The sequence below is a fragment of the Enterobacter sp. UPMP2060 genome, assembly GCF_053709655.1.
In genome coordinates this window covers 104,349-125,990 of sequence record NZ_JBSKJQ010000004.1, presented here as the reverse complement: position 1 = coordinate 125,990, position 21,642 = coordinate 104,349, and the positions used below count along the sequence as shown (strand labels likewise).

Sequence of the window (21,642 nt, the reverse complement as noted above, 5' to 3'; positions counted from 1 at the left end):
TGCACGAATTTTAAGTAGTCGATGGCGTTTAGAGAATGAATACACAACAACTGGCAAAACTGCGTTCAATCGTGCCCGAGATGCGTCGCGTCCGGCACATTCACTTTGTTGGCATCGGTGGTGCTGGCATGGGCGGTATTGCCGAAGTGTTAGCTAACGAAGGTTATCAGATCAGCGGGTCTGACCTGGCGCCAAACCCTGTTACGCAGCAGCTGGCGTCGCTTGGGGCGACTATCTATTTCAACCATCGTCCAGAAAATGTGCGCGATGCGAGCGTGGTGGTGGTCTCCAGCGCCATCTCCTCTGACAACCCGGAAATCGTTGCCGCGCACGAAGCGCGCATTCCGGTGATCCGCCGTGCAGAAATGCTGGCGGAACTGATGCGTTTCCGTCACGGCATCGCCATTGCCGGGACCCACGGTAAAACCACGACCACGGCGATGGTCTCCAGTATTTATGCGGAAGCGGGTCTCGACCCGACGTTCGTCAACGGCGGTCTGGTCAAAGCCGCAGGCGTACACGCGCGTCTGGGCCACAGTCGTTATCTGATTGCCGAAGCGGATGAGAGCGACGCGTCGTTCCTGCACCTGCAGCCGATGGTGGCGATTGTCACTAACATCGAAGCTGACCATATGGATACCTACCAGGGCGACTTCGAGAACTTAAAGCAGACCTTCATCAACTTCCTGCACAACCTGCCGTTCTATGGACGCGCGGTGATGTGCGTAGACGATCCGGTGATCCGCGAGCTGCTGCCGCGCGTGGGTCGTCAAATCACCACTTACGGCTTCAGCGAAGACGCTGACGTCCGCGTGGAAGAGTACAAACAGATCGGTGCGCAGGGGCACTTCACGCTGGCGCGTCAGGACAAAGAGCTGCTGCACGTCACGCTGAATGCGCCAGGTCGCCATAACGCCCTCAATGCCGCAGCGGCTGTGGCCGTCGCGACGGAAGAAGGCATTGATGATGATGCCATTCTGCGCGCGCTGGAAAGTTTCCAGGGCACCGGCCGTCGCTTCGACTTCCTCGGTGAATTCCCGCTGGACGCCGTGAACGGTAAAGCCGGCACTGCGATGCTGGTGGACGACTACGGCCACCATCCGACCGAAGTCGATGCCACCATTAAAGCCGCGCGTGCAGGCTGGCCGGACAAAAATCTGGTGATGGTCTTCCAGCCGCACCGCTTCACGCGTACGCGCGATCTGTACGACGATTTCGCCAGCGTCCTGTCACAGGTAGACACCCTGTTAATGCTGGACGTGTACGCCGCAGGCGAGACGCCGATTCCGGGGGCTGACAGCCGTTCCCTGTGTCGTACCATCCGTGGACGCGGTAAAGTTGACCCTATTCTGGTTTCTGACCCAGCACAGGTGGCGGAAATTCTGGCACCGGTCCTGACAGGTAATGATTTGATTCTGATTCAGGGCGCGGGAAATATCGGCAAAATCGCCCGTACCTTAGCTGAAATCAAACTGAAGCCGCAAACCCAGGAGGATGAGCATCATGGCTGATAAGATTGCTGTCCTGTCTGGCGGCACCTCCGCCGAGCGCGAGGTTTCCCTGAATTCCGGCGCGGCTGTGCTGGCGGGCCTGCGCGAAGGTGGCGTCAATGCGCACCTGGTCGACCCAAAAGAGGTCGACGTGACGCAATTAAAAGCCATGGGTTTCGATAAAGTCTTTATCGCTTTGCATGGTCGCGGCGGCGAAGACGGCACCCTGCAGGGGCTTCTGGATTTGATCGGCATGCCGTACACCGGCAGCGGCGTGATGGCCTCCGCTATCTCTATGGACAAACTGCGCAGCAAGCTTCTGTGGCAGGGCGCGGGGTTACCCGTTGCGCCATGGGTAGCACTGACGCGTCGCGAATTTGAATTGGGCCTGCCGGATAGCGTTAATACACGCATTGCTGAGCTGGGCTTACCGGTTATTGTAAAGCCCAGCCGGGAAGGTTCGAGCGTGGGAATGTCCAAAGTCGAGAAAGCTGAAGATCTTTCGTCCGCTTTAGCACTGGCATTTCAACATGATGAAGAAGTTCTGGTTGAAAAATGGCTCAGCGGGCCGGAATTTACCGTCGCGATGCTTGGCGAAGAAATTTTACCGTCAATTCGTATCCAACCGGCCGGAACCTTCTATGATTATGAGGCGAAGTATCTCTCTGATGAGACGCAATATTTCTGCCCTTGTGGTCTTGAAGCTGAGCGTGAAGCAGATTTACAGTCCCTGGTGCTTAAAGCCTGGCATATTCTGGGTTGTCAGGGCTGGGGACGCATCGACGTGATGCAGGACAGTGACGGACAATTTTATCTGCTGGAAGCGAATACCTCTCCGGGAATGACCAGCCACAGCCTTGTGCCGATGGCCGCGCGTCAGGCGGGGATGAGCTTCTCGCAGTTAGTCGTACGCATTCTGGACCAGGCGGGCTGATATGTCTCAGGCTGCATTGAACACGCGCAACCGCGATGATGAGGACGAATACGCCTCTTCACGCCGCAGTAATGGAACGCGTCTTGCAGGCATCATTTTCCTGCTCGGGGTGCTGTGCACCGTGTTTATCAGCGGCTGGATGGTCCTGGGCTGGATGGAAGATGCGCAGCGGTTGCCGCTCTCTAAGCTGGTGGTCACCGGTGAGCGTCACTACACGCGTAACGACGATATTCGCCAGTCAATACTGGCGCTGGGGTCACCTGGCACCTTTATGACGCAGGACGTCAATATTATCCAGAGCCAGATAGAACGTCTGCCATGGATAAAACAGGCGAGCGTAAGAAAGCAATGGCCTGATGAATTGAAGATTCATCTGGTTGAATATGTGCCCATTGCGCGTTGGAATGATCAGCACATGGTTGACGCAGACGGAAACTCCTTCAGCGTCCCGGCCGATCGTGTCAACAAGCAAAATTTACCGATGTTGTATGGCCCGGAAGGTAGCGAAAACGAGGTGTTACAAGGTTTTCGCGAAATGGGGCAGGTGCTGGCGAAGGACAGGTTTACGTTAAAAGATGCTGCCATGACGGCGCGCCGTTCCTGGCAGCTGACGTTAACGAACGGCATTAAGCTCAACCTGGGACGCGGCGACACAATGAAGCGTCTGGCGCGTTTTGTCGAACTTTACCCGGTTTTACAGCAGCAGGCACAGACTGACGGCAAACGGATAAGCTACGTTGATTTGCGCTATGACTCAGGCGCAGCAGTCGGTTGGGTACCGGCTCCGGTCGAGGAACCTAATCAGCAACAGAATCAGGCACAGGTACAGGCAGAACAACAATGATCAAGGCGACGGACAGAAAACTGGTAGTTGGACTGGAGATTGGCACCGCGAAGGTTGCCGCTTTAGTAGGGGAAGTTCTGCCCGACGGTATGGTCAATATCATTGGCGTAGGCAGTTGCCCGTCCCGTGGTATGGATAAAGGTGGGGTAAACGATCTTGAATCGGTGGTGAAATGCGTTCAGCGCGCCATCGATCAGGCTGAACTGATGGCAGATTGCCAGATTTCTTCTGTCTATCTGGCACTTTCTGGTAAGCACATTAGCTGCCAGAACGAAATCGGTATGGTGCCGATTTCCGAAGAAGAAGTGACGCAGGAAGACGTTGAAAACGTCGTGCACACGGCGAAATCCGTCCGTGTCCGCGACGAACATCGCGTGCTGCATGTCATTCCACAGGAATATGCAATTGACTACCAGGAAGGGATCAAGAACCCGGTCGGTCTTTCTGGCGTACGTATGCAGGCAAAAGTGCACCTGATCACATGTCACAACGATATGGCGAAGAACATTGTAAAAGCCGTTGAACGTTGTGGCCTGAAAGTTGACCAACTTATTTTCGCGGGTCTGGCGGCAAGTTATTCCGTGCTGACCGAAGATGAACGTGAACTGGGTGTCTGTGTGGTCGATATTGGTGGTGGTACAATGGATATCGCCGTGTATACCGGCGGTGCGTTGCGCCACACTAAAGTGATCCCTTATGCCGGGAACGTTGTGACCAGCGATATTGCTTACGCTTTTGGTACGCCGCCGAGCGATGCAGAAGCGATTAAAGTGCGCCACGGCTGCGCGCTGGGGTCTATCGTTGGCAAAGATGAGAGCGTTGAAGTGCCGAGCGTCGGTGGTCGTCCACCGCGTAGCCTGCAGCGCCAGACGTTGGCAGAGGTGATAGAGCCGCGCTATACCGAGCTGCTCAACCTGGTCAACGAAGAGATTTTACAGTTACAGGAACAGCTTCGTCAGCAGGGCGTTAAACATCATCTTGCGGCGGGGATTGTATTAACCGGCGGTGCAGCGCAAATTGAAGGTCTTGCGGCCTGTGCTCAGCGCGTGTTCCATACGCAGGTGCGTATTGGTGCGCCGCTGAATATCACCGGTTTAACGGATTATGCTCAGGAGCCGTATTATTCAACGGCTGTGGGCCTGCTCCACTACGGGAAGGAATCTCATCTCAGTGGTGAAGCAGAAGTGGAAAAACGCGTCTCAGTGGGGTCGTGGGTCAAACGACTGAACAACTGGTTGCGAAAAGAGTTTTAATTTTTTTAAGAGACCGGAGAGAATTAGCGGTCTCGGGCGACAGGCACAACGGAGAGAGAAATTATGTTTGAACCTATGGAACTGACCAACGACGCGGTGATTAAAGTCATCGGCGTCGGTGGCGGCGGCGGTAACGCCGTAGAGCATATGGTGCGTGAACGCATTGAAGGTGTTGAATTCTTCGCAGTTAACACCGATGCGCAGGCACTGCGTAAGACAGCTGTTGGCCAGACTATCCAGATCGGCGGTGGTATCACCAAAGGGCTGGGAGCAGGGGCTAACCCGGAAGTCGGCCGTAATGCGGCTGAAGAAGATCGTGAAGCGCTGCGCGCTGCACTGGAAGGTGCGGACATGGTCTTCATCGCAGCAGGCATGGGTGGCGGTACCGGTACCGGCGCAGCACCTGTTGTGGCTGAAGTGGCTAAAGATTTAGGTATCCTGACCGTTGCTGTCGTGACCAAGCCTTTCAATTTTGAAGGCAAGAAGCGTATGGCCTTCGCGGAGCAGGGTATCACCGAGCTGTCCAAGCATGTGGACTCGCTGATCACCATCCCGAACGACAAGCTGTTGAAAGTTCTGGGTCGCGGTATTTCCCTGCTGGACGCATTCGGTGCAGCAAACGACGTGCTGAAAGGCGCGGTTCAGGGTATCGCTGAACTGATTACCCGTCCTGGCCTGATGAACGTTGACTTTGCAGACGTTCGCACCGTGATGTCCGAAATGGGCTACGCGATGATGGGCTCTGGCGTGGCGAGCGGTGAAGACCGTGCTGAAGAAGCGGCTGAAATGGCTATCTCTTCTCCACTGCTGGAAGATATCGATCTGTCTGGTGCGCGCGGCGTGCTGGTCAACATTACCGCTGGCTTTGACCTGCGTCTGGATGAGTTCGAAACCGTGGGTAACACCATCCGTGCGTTCGCCTCTGACAACGCTACCGTGGTAATCGGTACTTCCCTTGACCCTGAAATGAACGACGAGCTGCGTGTTACCGTTGTTGCGACCGGTATCGGTATGGACAAGCGTCCTGAGATCACCTTAGTGACCAACAAGCAGACTCAGCAACCGGTAATGGATCGTTACCAGCAGCACGGTATGTCTCCTCTGACTCAGGAGCAGAAACCGGCCGCGAAAGTGGTGAACGACCCAACGCCGCAAACGGCGAAAGAGCCAGATTATCTGGATATCCCGGCGTTCCTGCGTAAGCAAGCTGACTAAGAATTGGCTGGAATTAGGGGATTTGCGCTCTTTGTGCTAAACTGGCCCACCGTTAGTGATATACACTCTCGGTTGGATAGTTAATTTGGCGAGATTATACGATGATCAAACAAAGGACACTTAAACGTATCGTTCAGGCGACTGGTGTCGGTTTACATACCGGCAAGAAAGTCACGCTGACGTTACGCCCTGCGCCGGCCAATACCGGGGTCATCTATCGTCGCACCGACTTGAATCCACCGGTAGATTTTCCGGCCGATGCCAAATCTGTGCGTGATACTATGCTCTGTACTTGTCTGGTGAACGAGCATGACGTGCGGATTTCTACCGTAGAGCACCTGAACGCCGCCCTGGCGGGTCTGGGTATCGACAACATTATTGTTGAAGTCGATGCGCCAGAAATCCCGATTATGGATGGCAGTGCTGCACCGTTCGTCTATCTGTTGCTGGATGCCGGCATCGAAGAACTGAACTGCGCGAAGAAATTTGTACGCATCAAAGAGACCGTTCGCGTCGAAGATGGCGATAAATGGGCTGAATTCAAACCGTACAATGGTTTCTCGTTGGACTTTACCATCGACTTTAACCATCCGGCGATTGACTCCAGCACCCAACGCTATGCGATGAACTTCTCTGCCGATGCGTTTATGCGCCAGATCAGCCGAGCCCGTACATTTGGCTTCATGCGTGATATCGAATATCTGCAGTCCCGCGGCCTGTGCCTGGGCGGCAGCTTCGATTGTGCCATCGTTGTTGACGATTATCGCGTACTGAACGAAGACGGCCTGCGTTTCGAAGATGAATTCGTTCGTCATAAAATGCTGGATGCTATCGGCGACCTGTTCATGTGTGGTCACAACATCATTGGTGCATTTACCGCGTTCAAATCCGGTCATGCGCTGAACAACAAACTGTTGCAGGCCGTCCTGGCAAAACAGGAAGCCTGGGAATATGTGACCTTCGAAGACGAAGCTGAACTGCCGCTGGCTTTCAAAGCACCAAGCATGGTTCTGGCGTAACGGTTCAAACCGTTTCGTAAAAAAATCGACTGGTTAACCTGGTACTCTCTCCGACCAGGAAGACCAGTCGTTTTTATTTTTACCCTTCTTCGTTTACCCCTGCGGTATCTCTCGTTTGTCTTACTCAGAAAATTATGTGCGTTAGCTGCATTCTTGACCGTTTTTCTCCGCGGCGGCACCTCATTCCTGCTGATGTATATTGGCTTTAGTGGTACTATCTGGGCGCTAAAATGAATAACTGAACTCAGCCTCTGCAAGGCTGGCTTATTGGGTGGAGCAGGTGAGCGGAATACTGACGCGCTGGCGACAATTTGGCAGACGTTACTTCTGGCCGCATCTCTTATTAGGGATGGTCGCGGCGAGTTTCGGCTTGCCTGCGCTCAGCAACAGTGCCGAAGCGGCGACGCCCGCAAAAACCTCCACCACTAAACACGATCTCAACACGCGGGTTAACTTTACTAACCTCGCGTGGCTTGAAGCCAGTCGCCGCCCAAACTTCACCGTCGATTACTGGCACCAGCACGCTATCCGCACCGTTATCCGCCATCTGTCCTTTGCGATGGCACCGCAGGCCATGCCTGTTGCGGAAGAGGCGCTGCCGGTGCAGGCTCAGCATCTTGCCCTGCTGGACACGCTCAACGCGCTGCTCACGCAGGACAGCCAGCCGCCGGTCATGGTTCGTCAGACAACGCAGCGTGCGTTTGTTTCACCAGCTTCATTCTCTGTTTCAACCTGGATTAGCCAGGCTCACGGCATTCGCGCCGGGCCGCAACGCCTCAGCTAAATTAACTTTTTCAATACCTTAATTTATCTGCCCACAATGGGGCGTTTGAGAATTTATTATGCTAATCAAATTGTTAACTAAAGTTTTTGGTAGTCGTAACGATCGTACCCTGCGCCGTATGCGCAAAGCTGTTGCCGTCATCAACGGTATGGAACCGGCGATGGAGAAGCTCTCTGATGACGAGCTGAAAGCGAAAACGGCGGAATTCCGTGCGCGTCTGGAAAAAGGTGAAACCTTAGAAAGCCTGATCCCGGAAGCGTTTGCTGTCGTGCGCGAAGCGAGTAAGCGCGTATTCGGCATGCGTCACTTCGACGTCCAGCTGCTGGGTGGTATGGTGCTCAACGAGCGCTGCATCGCGGAAATGCGTACCGGTGAAGGTAAAACCCTGACCGCAACGCTGCCGGCTTACCTGAATGCGCTGACTGGTAAAGGCGTTCACGTGGTTACCGTCAACGACTATCTGGCGCAGCGTGACGCCGAAAACAACCGCCCACTGTTCGAATTCCTCGGTATGACCGTCGGCATTAACATGTCCGGCCTGCCTGCGCCAGCCAAGCGCGAAGCGTATAACGCGGACATCACCTACGGCACCAACAACGAATACGGCTTCGACTACCTGCGTGACAACATGGCGTTCAGCCCGGAAGAGCGCGTACAGCGTAAGCTGCACTATGCGCTGGTGGATGAGGTTGACTCCATCCTGATCGATGAAGCGCGTACTCCGCTGATCATCTCCGGCCCGGCTGAAGACAGCTCAGAGATGTACCGTAAGGTCGACAAAATCATTCCACACCTGCTGCGTCAGGAGAAAGAGGACTCGGATACCTTCCAGGGTGAAGGCCACTTTTCCGTAGATGAAAAAGCGCGCCAGGTGAACCTGACCGAACGTGGTCTGGTGAAAATTGAAGAACTGCTGGTAGCTGAAGGCATCATGGAAGAGGGTGAGTCCCTGTACTCCCCGAGCAACATCATGCTGATGCACCACGTGACCGCTGCACTGCGCGCCCACGCGCTGTTCACCCGCGACGTCGATTACATCGTTAAAGACGGCGAAGTGATCATTGTCGATGAACACACCGGCCGTACCATGCAGGGACGTCGCTGGTCTGACGGTCTGCATCAGGCTGTGGAAGCCAAAGAAGGTGTGGATATTCAGAATGAAAACCAGACGCTGGCGTCTATCACCTTCCAGAACTACTTCCGTCTGTACGAGAAGCTGGCGGGGATGACCGGTACTGCTGATACCGAAGCGTTTGAATTCAGCTCCATCTACAAGCTGGATACCGTGGTCGTTCCAACCAACCGTCCAATGATCCGTAAGGATATGCCGGACCTGGTGTACATGACCGAAGCGGAAAAAATTCAGGCGATCATCGAAGATATTCGCGACCGCACTGCCAACGGCCAGCCGGTTCTGGTGGGGACCATCTCAATCGAGAAATCTGAAGTGGTTTCTCACGAGCTGACTAAAGCGGGTATCAAACACAACGTTCTGAACGCCAAATTCCACGCCAAAGAAGCGGACATTGTTGCGCAGGCGGGTTATCCGGCTGCCGTAACCATCGCCACCAACATGGCGGGTCGTGGTACCGATATTATGCTGGGCGGTAGCTGGCAGGCTGAAGTGGCGGAGCTGGAAAACCCAACGCCAGAACAGATTGCGCAGATCAAAGCTGACTGGCAGGTTCGTCATGACGCCGTCCTGGCTTCCGGCGGTCTGCACATCATCGGTACAGAGCGTCACGAGTCTCGTCGTATCGATAACCAGCTGCGTGGCCGTGCGGGTCGTCAGGGTGATGCCGGTTCATCCCGCTTCTACCTGTCTATGGAAGATGCGCTGATGCGTATTTTCGCCTCCGACCGCGTGTCCGGCATGATGCGTAAGCTGGGGATGAAACCTGGCGAAGCCATCGAGCACCCGTGGGTGACTAAAGCGATCGCTAACGCACAGCGTAAAGTGGAAAGCCGCAACTTTGATATTCGTAAGCAGCTGCTGGAATATGATGATGTGGCTAACGATCAGCGTCGCGCGATCTACACCCAGCGTAACGAACTGCTGGACGTGTCCGACGTGAGCGAAACCATCAACAGCATTCGTGAAGATGTGTTTAAAGCCACCATCGACGCGCATATTCCACCGCAGTCTCTGGAAGAGATGTGGGATATCGAAGGCCTGCAGGAACGTCTGAAAAATGACTTTGACCTCGATTTGCCAATCAAAGAGTGGCTGGATAAAGAGCCTGAGCTGCACGAAGAGACCCTGCGCGAACGTATCTTTGAAACCGCGCTGGACGTCTACAAGCGTAAGGAAGAGGTTGTTGGCGCTGAAATGATGCGTCATTTCGAAAAAGGCGTGATGCTGCAGACGCTCGACTCCCTGTGGAAAGAGCACCTGGCGGCGATGGACTACCTGCGTCAGGGTATTCACCTGCGCGGCTATGCGCAGAAAGATCCGAAGCAGGAATACAAGCGTGAATCCTTCTCCATGTTTGCCTCTATGCTGGAATCACTGAAGTATGAAGTGATCAGCACCCTGAGCAAGGTTCAGGTGCGTATGCCGGAAGAAGTGGAAGCGATGGAGCAGCAGCGTCGTGAAGAAGCCGAGCGTCTGGCACAGATGCAACAGCTGAGTCATCAGACCGACGACAGCGAAGCCGCAGCGGCGATCGCCGCGCAGACCGGCGATCGTAAAGTGGGTCGTAACGATCCTTGCCCGTGTGGTTCCGGTAAAAAGTACAAGGCGTGCCACGGCCGCCTGAGCTAAGTTCATAAAAAAACAAAAAGGCGCAGATATCTGCGCCTTTTTTATGGAAGTGACAATATGAAAATACTGCAAATTGCCGTCGGGATTATTCGCAACCCGCAAAACCAAATCTTCATCACTCAGCGCGCTGCCGACGCCCATATGGCGAACAAGTGGGAATTTCCAGGCGGTAAAATCGAGTCAGGTGAAACGCCGGAAGAGGCGCTGGTTCGGGAGCTTCAGGAAGAGGTGGGGATCACGCCGCTTAGCGCAACGCTGTTTGATAAGCTTGAGTACCAGTTTCCGGACAGGCACATTACGCTGTGGTTCTGGCTGGTGGAAAACTGGGAGGGAGAACCCTGGGGAAAAGAGGGACAGCCGGGTAACTGGGTGGAACTTCAGGCAAGTGATGCCGAAAAATTCCCGCCAGCTAATGAACCCGTGATCCTGCGGTTAGTCGCACAACCGTAGGCCTGCTGAGCGAAGCGCCAGCAGGCTTTACAGATTACTGCTGGGTTTCACTCCAGTCATCGCTGTCCGAGAGATCGCCTTCGCTTGGAATGCGTTTCTCTTCCGCCGCCCATTCGCCAAGGTCAATGAGCTGGCAGCGCTTGCAGCAGAATGGGCGGAACGGACTGACTTCGCCCCAGACAACGGTTTTGCCACAGGTTGGGCAGCTTACGGTGGTGACATCAGACATCGGCACTCCTTAACAACAGGCCAGTTCAAAATCGAGACGTTCCGGCACGGTGCCATTTTCACTGTCCAGCGGCATAAAGCGAATCGCAAAGCGGCTCTTATGCCCGGAAATCTGTGGGTAAAGCTGTTCGCCGAGAGACAGATTGAGACGCAGAAGATCGGCATCATCACCGTTATCCTGGAAGAAACCATTCAGGCTGGTTTGCTTGCGGAACGGCGCAGAGTTACGGATCAGATCGAGGATCAACGACAGCGTCTGGTGCATTGGCTCCAGGCTTGCCAGCCAGCTGTTCACCTGTGCGTCACGCTGCGCCTGTGGCATATGTAGCCACATATGCAGCGTCGGCAGGTCGAAGCTACAGCAGCCGCCAGGGATGCTCAGACGCTGGCGCACCAGGCCAATCAGGCGGTCTTCACGCAAAAACTGCCCGACGCGCGGCGCGGCCATCAGGACGGCACTGCTGCTTTTCAACTGCTGGCGGAGCGCGTCGATACGGCTCTGATCTACGCCGGGGACCTCCGTCCATGCCTGCAATTTACGCTGCTGGCGCTCCAGCTCTTTGAGTAATTCTGTGCGGACATCGCCGCGTTCAATCACATCCAGCAGATCGCCTACGTTGCGGAAGAAGTGCAGCGCGGTGGCATGATCGTTAACAGCCAGATGTTGTGAAAGTTGTTGAATAAGGAATTCGATGCGCAGCCAGGTGCGCATTTTTTCGTTGAGCGGATGCTCAAAAAGGATGTGTGTCGACATTATGGTTTTTCCTGTGCAACGGCCTGCGCGGCGAACGTCAGATACTGCGCGTGCAGACGGGCAACATCCGATGCAATGGCATCTGGTGCGCCGTTATTATCAATAACATCATCCGCCACGGCAAGGCGCTGAGCGCGCGTAGCCTGAGCGGCAAGAATTTGTTCAGCATGCTCCCGAGAGACGCGATCGCGCGTCATGGTTCTCTGGATTTGCGTTTCGGGTGCGACATCAATCACCAGCACGCGATCGGCTTTCTTCTGCAGCTGATTTTCAACCAGTAGCGGAACCACCCACAGGACATAGGGCGAGCGGGCTGCGGCTATCTGACGTTGAGTTTCCTGGTGGATGATGGGGTGGAGCAGGGCATTAAGCCAGTCTTTTTCCGCAGAATCAGAAAAAATACATTCGCGAAGCTGACGGCGATTCAGTGTGCCATCGGCACTGATGACTGCCTGACCAAAATGTTCTGCGATGGCCTTTAGCGCGGATGTATTGGGCTCTACCACCTGGCGGGCAATGATATCGGCATCAATAATCGTGATACCCAAACGAGAGAACGCGTCCGCAACGGTACTTTTGCCACTACCGATGCCGCCGGTTAATGCGACGATATACCCCATTAATTCAAATCCTGGGAATTATTCATTATTAAAATCAGTTGTTTAAAACTATTAGGTGCGCCAGCAACTGTTTGACCCTGTTTACCTGCTTTTTACCAGGTAAATTTATAGGATTGTAGCGTAAAAAAAGAGAATTTCGCAGTCTTGCGGAGCAGGTATTAGCGCGTATGATAACGTCACTGGAGTTGTGCTTTTAACATATTTGCCTCTAACCCCAGGAATCCGCACATGCGTATCGAAGAAGATCTGAAGTTAGGTTTCAAAGACGTTCTTATCCGCCCTAAACGCTCTACACTGAAAAGTCGCTCAGACGTTGAACTCGAACGTCAATTCACCTTTAAGCATTCCGGTCAGACCTGGTCTGGCGTGCCGATCATCGCTGCCAACATGGATACTGTGGGAACCTTTGAGATGGCAACCGCCCTGGCACAGTTCGACATTCTCACCGCCGTGCACAAACATTACAGCCCTGAAGAGTGGAATGCGTTTGTTGCGACCGCGCCTGCTGACGTGGTGAAGCATGTGATGGTTTCTACCGGCACCTCCGATGCGGATTTCGAGAAGACCAAACAGATCCTGAACGCTAACCCGGCGCTCAACTTCGTTTGTATTGACGTGGCGAACGGTTACTCCGAGCACTTCGTGCAGTTCGTCAGCAAGGCGCGTGAAGCCTGGCCGACGAAAACCATCATCGCGGGCAACGTGGTGACCGGTGAAATGTGTGAAGAGCTGATCCTTTCCGGTGCAGATATCGTGAAAGTGGGTATTGGCCCGGGTTCCGTGTGCACGACCCGCGTCAAAACCGGCGTCGGTTATCCGCAGCTCTCTGCAGTCATTGAATGCGCCGACGCGGCGCACGGTCTGGGCGGCCAGATCATCAGCGATGGCGGCTGCACCATGCCGGGCGACGTTGCGAAAGCCTTCGGCGGCGGCGCAGACTTCGTAATGCTCGGCGGTATGCTGGCTGGACACGAAGAGAGCGGTGGTACCGTTGTGGAAGAAAATGGAGAGAAATTTATGCTCTTCTACGGCATGAGCTCTGAATCCGCGATGACCCGTCACGTCGGTGGCGTGGCAAAATACCGTGCGGCAGAAGGCAAAACCGTGAAGCTACCTCTGCGCGGCCCGGTTGAATACACCGCGCGCGATATCCTCGGCGGCCTGCGCTCGGCCTGCACCTACGTTGGGGCATCCCGCCTGAAAGAGCTGACGAAACGTACGACGTTTATTCGCGTTCAGGAACAGGAAAACCGCGTATTCAATAGCCTGTAATGGCTTCTGCTGGCGCATGCCCGTGCGCCAGCACTGTTTAGCCCTAACCCGCGCTCATCGCATCTCCCAGATGGAATATCGGTAGGTACATTGCCACCACCAGCGTGCCGATGATGACCCCTGTCACAATCAGAAGCACTGGCTCGAGAAGTGCCGCCAGATTATCTGCCCGTTGAAAGGTCTGTTCCGTGTGGTGCCGGGCGAGATTTGCCAGCATGATGTCCAGCGCACCTGACATTTCACCGGTTCGTAAAAGCTGAATACACAGCGGGGTAAAGATGGCCGCTTTCTGAAAGGATGACCAGACGGGGAGACCTTTTTCAATGTCCTCCCGAACGCTGCGGAGTATCCCCCGCCAGTAACAACTTTCAACGGTCTCCTCTGCGCTCTCCAGTCCCTGTAAAAAGGGGATACCTGCCTGCTGCGTAAGTGACAGTACGGTAAAGATGTGTCCCAGTTTTTGGCCTTTTGCCAGCGCGCCCATCACGGGCATGTGCATCAGCATGCGCTGCCAGCGAGGGTTCTGCCTCAGAGCCCAGGCGGCGGCTAAGGGCGCTAATAACGCGGCGAACAACGCGAGGGCATAGGACTGGATAAATGCGGCCATCCCCATGACCATTTGTGTCAGCATCGGAAGCGGCGTGTTAAACGTTTTGTAGATCGCGGCAAACTCGGGCAAGACCAGAATGACCATCGCCAGCACCACGAGTAAGGCCAGCGTCAGGACGATCGCCGGATAGCGCAGGGCCTTTTTCACTTTCTCTCTGAGCTGCTGCTGCGCTTTTTGCTGCTGCGCGAGCTGGCGGCAGCACTCCTCCAGTTTCCCTGTGAGCTCACCGGTTTTCACCATCGAGACATGCAGTGGGCTAAACACCGCTGGCCACTTTTTTAGCGACTCAGAAAAGGGGGATCCCTCACTGAGCTCATCGGCAATGCTTTGCAGCAGCGCCTGCCACGGTTTTAACGGATGTTGCTCTGCCAGCATCTGCAGGCTGTGGGACAACGTCAGCCCCGCCTGCAGAAGCGTCGCGAGCTGGCGAAACATCTCGTAGCAGTGATGCGGCCGCCAGCGGTGCCGCTGAGCGCATCGGGTCAGCGCCAGAGGATGGAGATCGCTACGCATCAGCCTGGTGAAGGCGGCATTGCGGTCTGTGGCCCAGAGTGTCCCGCTTCGGGGCTCACCTTCTTTGGTGAGTGCTCGCCAGCGCCAGAGCTGATTAGCAGCCATCCGGCATTCCCAGCACGCGCACCAGCTCTTCGATCGTGGTCAGCCCTTTTTCGACGGCCATGCAGCCGTGCTCAAAAAGAGAAATCATTCCCGCCTGCCGGGCACTCGCCTCTATTACTTCGATTCCCGCCCCGCTGGCAATGGCCCGGCGCAGGGTATTGTCGATCGCCAGTACTTCAAAAATGGCCACGCGGCCATAAAAACCGTGATAACAGCGATCGCAGCCGGTGGGCTGCCAGCGTGGAAGCGGTCTGGACCATACGGCGCGCGGTAATTCAGCATGCTCGCTGGCTTCCCGGCGACAGTGCGGGCACAAACGCCGGACCAGCCGCTGGGCAATCACCATCGACAGCGCGGAAGATATCATCCAGCGCGCGACGCCCATCTGCTCCAGGCGAATCAGGGTTTCCGTCGTCGAGTTGGTGTGCAGTGTTGACAGCACCAGATGACCGGTCTGGGCGGCATTAATGGCAATTTCTGCCGTTTCACCGTCACGGATTTCGCCGACCATAATGATGTCTGGATCCTGACGCAGCAGCGCCCTCAGCACGCTCTGGAATGTTAAACCCGCCCGGGGATTAATCTGCGTCTGGTTTAATCCCGCAAGGGGGATCTCAATCGGATCCTCCACGCTACAGATGTTGACGTCAGGGGTATTACGCGCCTGCAGCGCGCTGTACAGCGTCACGGTTTTGCCGCTGCCGGTGGGGCCGGTGACCAGAATGAGCCCCTGCGGCTGGTGGAGAACCTCATTGAAACAGGCCAGTTGTTCTGCGCTCATGCCAAGCGCTTTCGGCTCAAGAGCCTGCTGAACCTGATGCAGCAGACGCAGAACAATTTTCTCACCACCGCTACAGGGAAGCGTCGCGATCCGAAACGAGACCGGCTCGTTTGCCAGCTCAATCGTAAACTGACCGTCCTGAGGTAAACGACGTTCTGCAATATCAAGATTACCCAGCACCTTTAAACGTGCGCTGAACAGGCTTGCCAGCGAGGCGGAAAGCGGAGGCTGGGGGCAAAGAACCCCGTCGATGCGTAACCGAATCTGGCATGCATGCTCCATCGGTTCGATATGAATGTCGGAGGCGCGCTGGTTGATTGCCTGCTGCAGCGTGTGGTTGAGGATATCCACCGTCGAGTGTGTTTGCGAAACGACGGGCAGATGCGATTGTGACGTTAGCTGCCGGTGTTTTTCCATGCGCTCAGCGCTCCAGCACTCAATATCAATCCGTTTCTGGGTCGCGAAGCGCAGCGCCTCCATGAGTTCAGCCGCGGGGCTGCCCACGACGGCGATGCTGACCATGTCACTGTCGCTGGTGAGCAGCAGTGCGTGATGGCGCTGACAAAGCGCCACGAGTTGATCGGTATTCATTATCCGCTCCTCAGTTATTGTCGAAGCGGAAAACGTCTTCGCAGGCCTGTTTCAGGGCGCTGTCAGCACTGATGTTGCAGTCGCGCGTCCAGCCCGTCATACCGTTGCCGTCGCTCCACCGTGGCGTCATGGTTACCGTCAGCCCGTTAAGACTCTCCTGTCCTGTTAAGGTCACGGTCCCTTTCGCCACGCTCATTCCTGAAACGTAGCGTGTCGTGGTGGGGGAAGGGATACCGTTACTGCCGGCGTCGCAGCTCTCCACGCCACCGTGATCCAGCGCGCAAAGCTCGATGGCCGTGCGGTAGGGAACGAAGGTTTGCAGCATATCGGTCAGCGCCGCCTTGCGCAGGTAGTTCTGATAGGCGGGAACGCCGATGGCGCTCAGAATCGCAATGATGCCAATGACCACCATTATGTGTGTTATTATATAGTAAAAAAATTAGAAGGATTTTTATCATGGGTATCAAAACAGCCTTCTGCTATTGCCGTGTAAGTTCAGGACGCCAAAAGACTGAGAAAGGTGGATTTGGTATGAGTCGTCAGCAAGCCTTGCTAACAACTTATGTTGAAGAATATGAGGACAAGGATGGCTTAGGATACGAATTGAGTGTTGACAATATAGTATTCTTAAAAGCTGAAGGGGTTAGTGGTTTTAGTGGAAAAAATATTGAACAAGGATCTGTACTTCATTCTTTTATAGCTGATTACAAAAGCGGAAAGATCAAAAACGCTGTATTGATTATTGAAAATATAGATCGATTTTCAAGAGCAAATCCCAATGAAGCCGCGGAGCTTTTTTTAGGTTTGATTAACAAAGGATGTGATGTACATGAAATTGATACAGAGACAGTACATCATAGATGCAGTGACTTAAATCAAATATCAGCAGGATTAACTCGTAGCCACAAAGAATCACTCCGAAAGCAAAAGCTTTCGATTAAAAATTGGGATGAACGTTTTGAAAGAACAGTAAAAAAACATATTCCTTTGACAGGGCGTTGTCCGGGGTGGTTAAAAGTGGAAAATAACCAGTACCAAGAAATACCAGAAAATGTGGCACCAATTCGTCTCATTTTTGAATGGTATAATAATGGTTATGGTCAGGCATTTATCAGAGATAGACTTAATAGTGAAGGATACAAGTACAATGGCAAAACGTGGAGTAATTGGAGCGTACATAGAGTACTAAAAGACGAGAGAGTCACAGGTAAACATAGAACTCAGTCAACACTACGTAATAATTTTGATGGGATTATGATGTACCCTACTATTGTTACTGAGCTTCAATTCAAAAGAGCTGAGCAGCGTTTAACAAAACCAGGCCGAGATAAAAAAATAAACCGTCGAGCTAATACGTTATTTTCAGGAGTGTTAGTTTGCGGATTATGCAAGGCTGGTCATATTTTAATTAATAATGAGAATGGAAATCGCTTTGGTCGATGTTCTCATGCTATCGCAGGGAATAAACGATGTGTTGCTAACGGATTCAAGTATAATGTCGTTGAGAATACATTACTAAAATATCTGAGGCATTTAGATTTTGGCAGTCTTAGCAATTCATCTCATGCAGCAGAAGTTGAAAATTTGAGCAGTGAATTAATTCATTATTCTAACTATCTTGCAAATGTTCAAAGAACAGTCGATTCTGTCGATATTCCAACTGAAACGGATTATAAGGTACTTAAAAATCTTGAGGCAAAAATTAGGGAATTACAAGGAAAAATTGATGATTTAAAAGCATTAGAGAATGTTAGTGTTAGTTATGAAGATATAGTAAAAAAAATAAATTATGAGTTGTTGGATGTTAGTAACATTGAGGTCAGGCAGGATTTCAATATAAAAATAAGAAAGATCATCAGAGAGATTCAAATACTAAAAATACAAAAAAATATTGTGTTAGTATCGGTTTCTTTTTACGTTAGTACTGATCTGCAATGGTTAACTATTAGTCTTAAAGAAGGTTTCCTATTAAGTAATACATATGTAGAAAACAAAACGTTAGTAGTTACACTTGGCGATGATGTAATGACATACGATATTGAAAAAGAACAGTATTTTTTAAATTCCAAACCGATTAGCAATGAAGAGGCATATGCATTATTTGGTTAACTTGTTTAGGAAGAAACCTCATTTTTTTTGAGCGTAGTTCAGGCATCCTTATACATTAAAATAAATTATACATAGTAAAAAATTGGCTCGTTTTTTTTATTGTTGAACGGAACCTTAACTGTGTATATCGAAAAATTGATAGTCCCCGTGTAATATTATTACAGACCTAAAGGCAGGTTCTTTAGCGAAGCTTGTCTTAAAATAAAGTGCTTTAAGCGTCAAAACTAAATGATTCACATATATTTTTTTATCCCTATAAATATCAGTAGATATTTATAGGGATAGAAGAAAAAAATGAAATGAATTTAAGTTATGTCCTATACTATATGTATAGTTTAAAATCCTGTTGGTGTACCCGTTAGTCGTGGGGTAATGATAAGAGCGTCATTATCCTTGGTATAATAAATTAAAACCTGATCCTATCGACAAGTAGATGGCAGATGAGTTGTTCAACAGAACGCAGTGCAAATGAAACCCGTGCAAATTTCCCGAGCGTAAATTCCAGACAATAAAGACGAAAACGCAGGAGTCACGGCAATGTGGCACTATAAAGAAATCGGATAATACCCCGTAGATTCCCTTGATAGACATATAAGGCCAATCCTTACCAAATGGTATAAGGGAGTCTATTACTTCTAATAGATTCTGTGGCGAATTTATACAAAATAGATCCGTCCAGAATTTGAGAAGTACTTAGATGCTTATAGGAGTTATTCATACAGCTTTTATAAGAAGAGTAGTGATGAGCTACGACCGTTGCAAAGAATGGCGATAGGAAGAAACAGGGCAACCCGCTTCCGCTTGAGTACAATATAGTTGTATCCAAAATTCGCTGTATGAAATGTTGATGGGTATCAGCGTCAAGAAGTACAAATTAATTGTATATCTTGAATATCTTCCCCCCGCGGTGGGGGATCGAAATGTATCCAAGAAATCCCGTCAAGAGGTAACGCTGTTAAAGCTAATCAATATTTGATAAATGCCCTTTCAAAAAATTAATATCCAATGAATTGATATTCGAGTTGAAGCGAACGCCGTGAGATTCAATCGAATGAAATTCCTGGCTCGCTTGTAAAGCGGGACAGTCAAAAAACAACATTAAATGGAAATATTAATTCAATCAGATATCGTTAGGATTGAAAGGAATGATCTCTGCTTGTAGAGATCTCTTGCTATGATCTCCTAATTAATTGTGTCATGTACCTTAATAGTCACAACTTCCACCTTTCACTACCTTGGGTAGGTTTGTTAACGGTGATTGGTGGAAGTACTCATTGTGCTAATTAATTTTGTTAATAATCATCACTACAGCACCAATGACATTGATACTTTTCATATCTTCAAAAGCGACTGCGATTGACGGATAATTGTCATTATCACTCAGTAAGCGTACTCCCTCCATGAGCACCTGTACTCTCTTAAACAAATAATTCCCGCTCTGTTTTAATACAACAAGTTTATTATCGGTTAAATTTTTATCGTTAGTATCAATGAGTAGTACTGCACCCGTAAGAAAAGTAGGGGTCATTACATCGGTATTAACCCTGATAGCACGCAGAGAGTGTAAATCCTTCACATCAAGCAGTTGAGCATCAAGATTCAACATTTCATCGGCATGATCAATAAAAGGTACATGTATGACATCTGAATCAGTGCTGCTCATGCTCGATTGCTGGCCTGTAGCCAGCCACTCAATAGATACATTGCCTGCTTTTGCCAAGAGTACCAAGTTATCCAGTGTAGGGCTTGATGAGCCGTGCATGTAGTTGTGAACAGTACTATAGCCAATACCCGCACGTTTTGAGAACTCTCTACCCGTTGTTCCAAGTGCTGCTATGACGTGCTTTAAGCGTTCACTGAACTCTTTAGTACTCTGCTTTTTATTGTTCATTCTATCGCCATTCAACTTAAGGAACTGTATTCCTAATTCGATTTGACATGTTCATTTTATTGATCAATCATATTCATGATTAAGTAATGAGTGATCATAATGAAGAATCATAAACAAGAAGGATCTCAAAAAAAGGAATCAAATGCCAGTACTCGAAACTGGCATCGGGCCGATGTACTCGCAGCTATACGCAAAAAAGGTAGTTCGTTGGCTAAGTTGTCCCGAGACAACGGCTTGCATGAACGAACGCTATACAACGCCCTTGAGAGACATTGGCCTAAAGGTGAGAAGATCATTGCAGATTATATCGGTGTAACTCGAGAGGAAATCTGGCCTGAACGTTACAATAATAGTGAGGAATAAATTGTGGCATACGCAACATATACAGTGGTTTGTCCGCATTGTGGAAGTACCACAACAGTAAACACCGGAATTAAAAGCAGTGGTACAGGTGTAGGTTCGTGCGGGGCATGTAGAAAACTTGTCAGAGTAGAGGTTGACTCTCTCGGTAATATAAAGCGAGTATTAAAATAATAAGGTAAAATAAAAATGAAGAAACTACAGTTTTTTGTTTATATGGGATTTTGCTTAATCATGGTGTTCATGGTTTATAGTTATTTCAGTACATTCAATGAACCAGGGATGTCATTTGCTACAGTATTACTTGCATTAGTTACTTTAGCATTTTGGAGTATGGTTATGATCATCTCATTTTGGTGGTCAATTGTAGCCATTCCTTCTATGCAAGAAAACTACCCCGCATTAATGCAAAAACTTCCAAAGTTTTTTAATAACTTTCTTCTACCTATCATCATTGTCATTTTATTATTAATAGCTGGGCAGGCTAATGTATATATGATGAATGTACAAGGAAAGAATCTTGGCTTTAGGAGCGAAGATCAATTCTCTGAAGCGAAGAGTGCCGGGATCTTTAACAGAGAAAAGTGGCTTGAAGTTAAAGCTAAGCAAGATGAGTCAATGAAATTAGCCGATAAATATGCCGCCGCTGTAGCATTAGAAAAAAAGAACAAAGACTACATCGAAAGTAAGATTAATAGTCTCGACAAGAGCAGTGGTAAATACTTAGTAGCTGAAAATATCTACAAGCAACATGGTGTTTGGGTCGATGATTACATTGCTGTTCAAAAGAAGTCATGCTCACGTGAATTCAATCGACTGTTAGCTGCAAATGCAGCGTCTGAGCAAGCCATTAAGTACTGGAATGAAACATCGGATGCTTTGAGGCAAAGCGGAACATCCCCGTTTGCTGGCGGGAGGAGTCCTACTACTGATCCCGAAATTCAAAGAACCAGGAATGACATCGATTTTGCACGTGCTCAATTAGAAAAATGTGGCGTAGCTCATCTTAATGAGATAGAACATCGTGTTACAGTACAAATCGATAATTAAAATAG

20 protein-coding genes are annotated in these 21,642 nt (G+C 50.9%); 13 read left to right on the top strand and 7 right to left on the bottom strand.

Translation table 11 applies throughout. The features are described 5' to 3' along the window. Positions 1 to 35: 35 nt before the first annotated feature. The 9 genes from murC (at position 36) to mutT (ending at position 10,753) form a co-directional block, all read left to right on the top strand. Positions 36 to 1,511 carry a UDP-N-acetylmuramate--L-alanine ligase gene (murC, locus tag ACWKXN_RS11390; protein ID WP_033144631.1) on the top strand — a complete coding sequence of 492 codons (1,476 nt, stop codon included), beginning with the start codon at positions 36 to 38 and terminating at the stop codon, positions 1,509 to 1,511. Continuing rightward, on the top strand, positions 1,504 to 2,424 hold the full coding sequence (locus ACWKXN_RS11385) for a D-alanine--D-alanine ligase (RefSeq protein WP_039260812.1): 921 nt from the start codon (positions 1,504 to 1,506) through the stop codon (positions 2,422 to 2,424). The genes murC and ACWKXN_RS11385 overlap by 8 nt, the downstream gene beginning before the upstream one ends. A gap of 1 nt (position 2,425) precedes the next feature. Next, a complete protein-coding gene (ftsQ, locus tag ACWKXN_RS11380) occupies positions 2,426 to 3,268 on the top strand; it encodes a cell division protein FtsQ (protein ID WP_023310399.1) in 843 nt (280 codons plus the stop codon). Then, a complete protein-coding gene (gene ftsA / locus ACWKXN_RS11375; RefSeq protein ID WP_023334508.1) occupies positions 3,265 to 4,521 on the top strand; it encodes a cell division protein FtsA in 1,257 nt (418 codons plus the stop codon). The genes ftsQ and ftsA overlap by 4 nt, the downstream gene beginning before the upstream one ends. A 63-nt stretch (positions 4,522 to 4,584) precedes the next feature. Beyond that, positions 4,585 to 5,736: a cell division protein FtsZ gene (gene ftsZ, locus ACWKXN_RS11370; protein ID WP_008501978.1), complete on the top strand. Its 1,152-nt coding sequence runs from the start codon at positions 4,585 to 4,587 to the stop codon at positions 5,734 to 5,736. Positions 5,737 to 5,837: 101 nt separating this feature from the next. Beyond that, positions 5,838 to 6,755 (top strand): UDP-3-O-acyl-N-acetylglucosamine deacetylase, encoded by a 918-nt coding sequence (lpxC, locus tag ACWKXN_RS11365; protein ID WP_008501977.1) that lies wholly within the window; start codon positions 5,838 to 5,840, stop codon positions 6,753 to 6,755. Positions 6,756 to 7,035: 280 nt separating this feature from the next. After that, positions 7,036 to 7,539: a secA translation cis-regulator SecM gene (gene secM / locus ACWKXN_RS11360; RefSeq protein WP_045888182.1), complete on the top strand. Its 504-nt coding sequence runs from the start codon at positions 7,036 to 7,038 to the stop codon at positions 7,537 to 7,539. A gap of 58 nt (positions 7,540 to 7,597) precedes the next feature. Beyond that, positions 7,598 to 10,303 (top strand): preprotein translocase subunit SecA, encoded by a 2,706-nt coding sequence (gene secA / locus ACWKXN_RS11355; protein ID WP_023310402.1) that lies wholly within the window; start codon positions 7,598 to 7,600, stop codon positions 10,301 to 10,303. Between the two features lie 57 nt (positions 10,304 to 10,360). Continuing rightward, a complete protein-coding gene (mutT, locus tag ACWKXN_RS11350) occupies positions 10,361 to 10,753 on the top strand; it encodes an 8-oxo-dGTP diphosphatase MutT (RefSeq protein ID WP_045888157.1) in 393 nt (130 codons plus the stop codon). 34 nt (positions 10,754 to 10,787) lie between these two features. On the opposite strand, the gene yacG is transcribed toward mutT, so the two are convergent. Genes yacG through coaE form a run of 3 tightly spaced genes read right to left on the bottom strand, consistent with a single transcriptional unit; the run spans position 10,788 to position 12,355 of the window. Then, positions 10,788 to 10,982 (bottom strand): DNA gyrase inhibitor YacG, encoded by a 195-nt coding sequence (yacG, locus tag ACWKXN_RS11345; protein WP_023310404.1) that lies wholly within the window; start codon positions 10,980 to 10,982, stop codon positions 10,788 to 10,790. A 9-nt stretch (positions 10,983 to 10,991) separates the two neighbouring features. Further along, on the bottom strand, positions 10,992 to 11,735 hold the full coding sequence (zapD, locus tag ACWKXN_RS11340) for a cell division protein ZapD (protein WP_454543798.1): 744 nt from the start codon (positions 11,733 to 11,735) through the stop codon (positions 10,992 to 10,994). Beyond that, a complete protein-coding gene (gene coaE / locus ACWKXN_RS11335) occupies positions 11,735 to 12,355 on the bottom strand; it encodes a dephospho-CoA kinase (RefSeq protein WP_182071472.1) in 621 nt (206 codons plus the stop codon). The genes zapD and coaE overlap by 1 nt, the downstream gene beginning before the upstream one ends. Positions 12,356 to 12,583: 228 nt before the next feature. Between coaE and ACWKXN_RS11330 the strand changes: the two genes are divergently transcribed. Next, positions 12,584 to 13,627: a GMP reductase gene (locus ACWKXN_RS11330; protein ID WP_064673239.1), complete on the top strand. Its 1,044-nt coding sequence runs from the start codon at positions 12,584 to 12,586 to the stop codon at positions 13,625 to 13,627. Positions 13,628 to 13,670: 43 nt separating this feature from the next. On the opposite strand, the gene hofC is transcribed toward ACWKXN_RS11330, so the two are convergent. The 3 genes from hofC to ppdD are packed head-to-tail and all read right to left on the bottom strand — an operon-like array spanning position 13,671 to position 16,639. Beyond that, a complete protein-coding gene (gene hofC, locus ACWKXN_RS11325) occupies positions 13,671 to 14,855 on the bottom strand; it encodes a protein transport protein HofC (RefSeq protein ID WP_320717362.1) in 1,185 nt (394 codons plus the stop codon). Then, positions 14,845 to 16,227, bottom strand: a complete 1,383-nt coding sequence (gene gspE / locus ACWKXN_RS11320; RefSeq protein WP_454543797.1) for a type II secretion system protein GspE — start codon at positions 16,225 to 16,227, stop codon at positions 14,845 to 14,847. Before gspE ends, hofC begins: the two co-directional genes overlap by 11 nt. A 10-nt stretch (positions 16,228 to 16,237) precedes the next feature. Beyond that, positions 16,238 to 16,639 carry a prepilin peptidase-dependent pilin gene (ppdD, locus tag ACWKXN_RS11315; RefSeq protein WP_049016022.1) on the bottom strand — a complete coding sequence of 134 codons (402 nt, stop codon included), beginning with the start codon at positions 16,637 to 16,639 and terminating at the stop codon, positions 16,238 to 16,240. A 44-nt stretch (positions 16,640 to 16,683) separates the two neighbouring features. Between ppdD and ACWKXN_RS11310 the strand changes: the two genes are divergently transcribed. Next, positions 16,684 to 18,336: a recombinase family protein gene (locus ACWKXN_RS11310; RefSeq protein ID WP_454543796.1), complete on the top strand. Its 1,653-nt coding sequence runs from the start codon at positions 16,684 to 16,686 to the stop codon at positions 18,334 to 18,336. Between the two features lie 1,279 nt (positions 18,337 to 19,615). Here ACWKXN_RS11310 and ACWKXN_RS11305 read toward each other — a convergent pair. After that, positions 19,616 to 20,227 (bottom strand): XRE family transcriptional regulator, encoded by a 612-nt coding sequence (locus tag ACWKXN_RS11305; RefSeq protein WP_172880714.1) that lies wholly within the window; start codon positions 20,225 to 20,227, stop codon positions 19,616 to 19,618. A gap of 99 nt (positions 20,228 to 20,326) precedes the next feature. On the opposite strand from ACWKXN_RS11305, the gene ACWKXN_RS11300 reads away from it, so the two are divergent. Further along, positions 20,327 to 20,590 (top strand): helix-turn-helix domain-containing protein, encoded by a 264-nt coding sequence (locus tag ACWKXN_RS11300; RefSeq protein WP_017384794.1) that lies wholly within the window; start codon positions 20,327 to 20,329, stop codon positions 20,588 to 20,590. Between the two features lie 186 nt (positions 20,591 to 20,776). Beyond that, on the top strand, positions 20,777 to 21,637 hold the full coding sequence (locus ACWKXN_RS11295; protein WP_454543795.1) for a hypothetical protein: 861 nt from the start codon (positions 20,777 to 20,779) through the stop codon (positions 21,635 to 21,637). Positions 21,638 to 21,642: the final 5 nt, after the last annotated feature.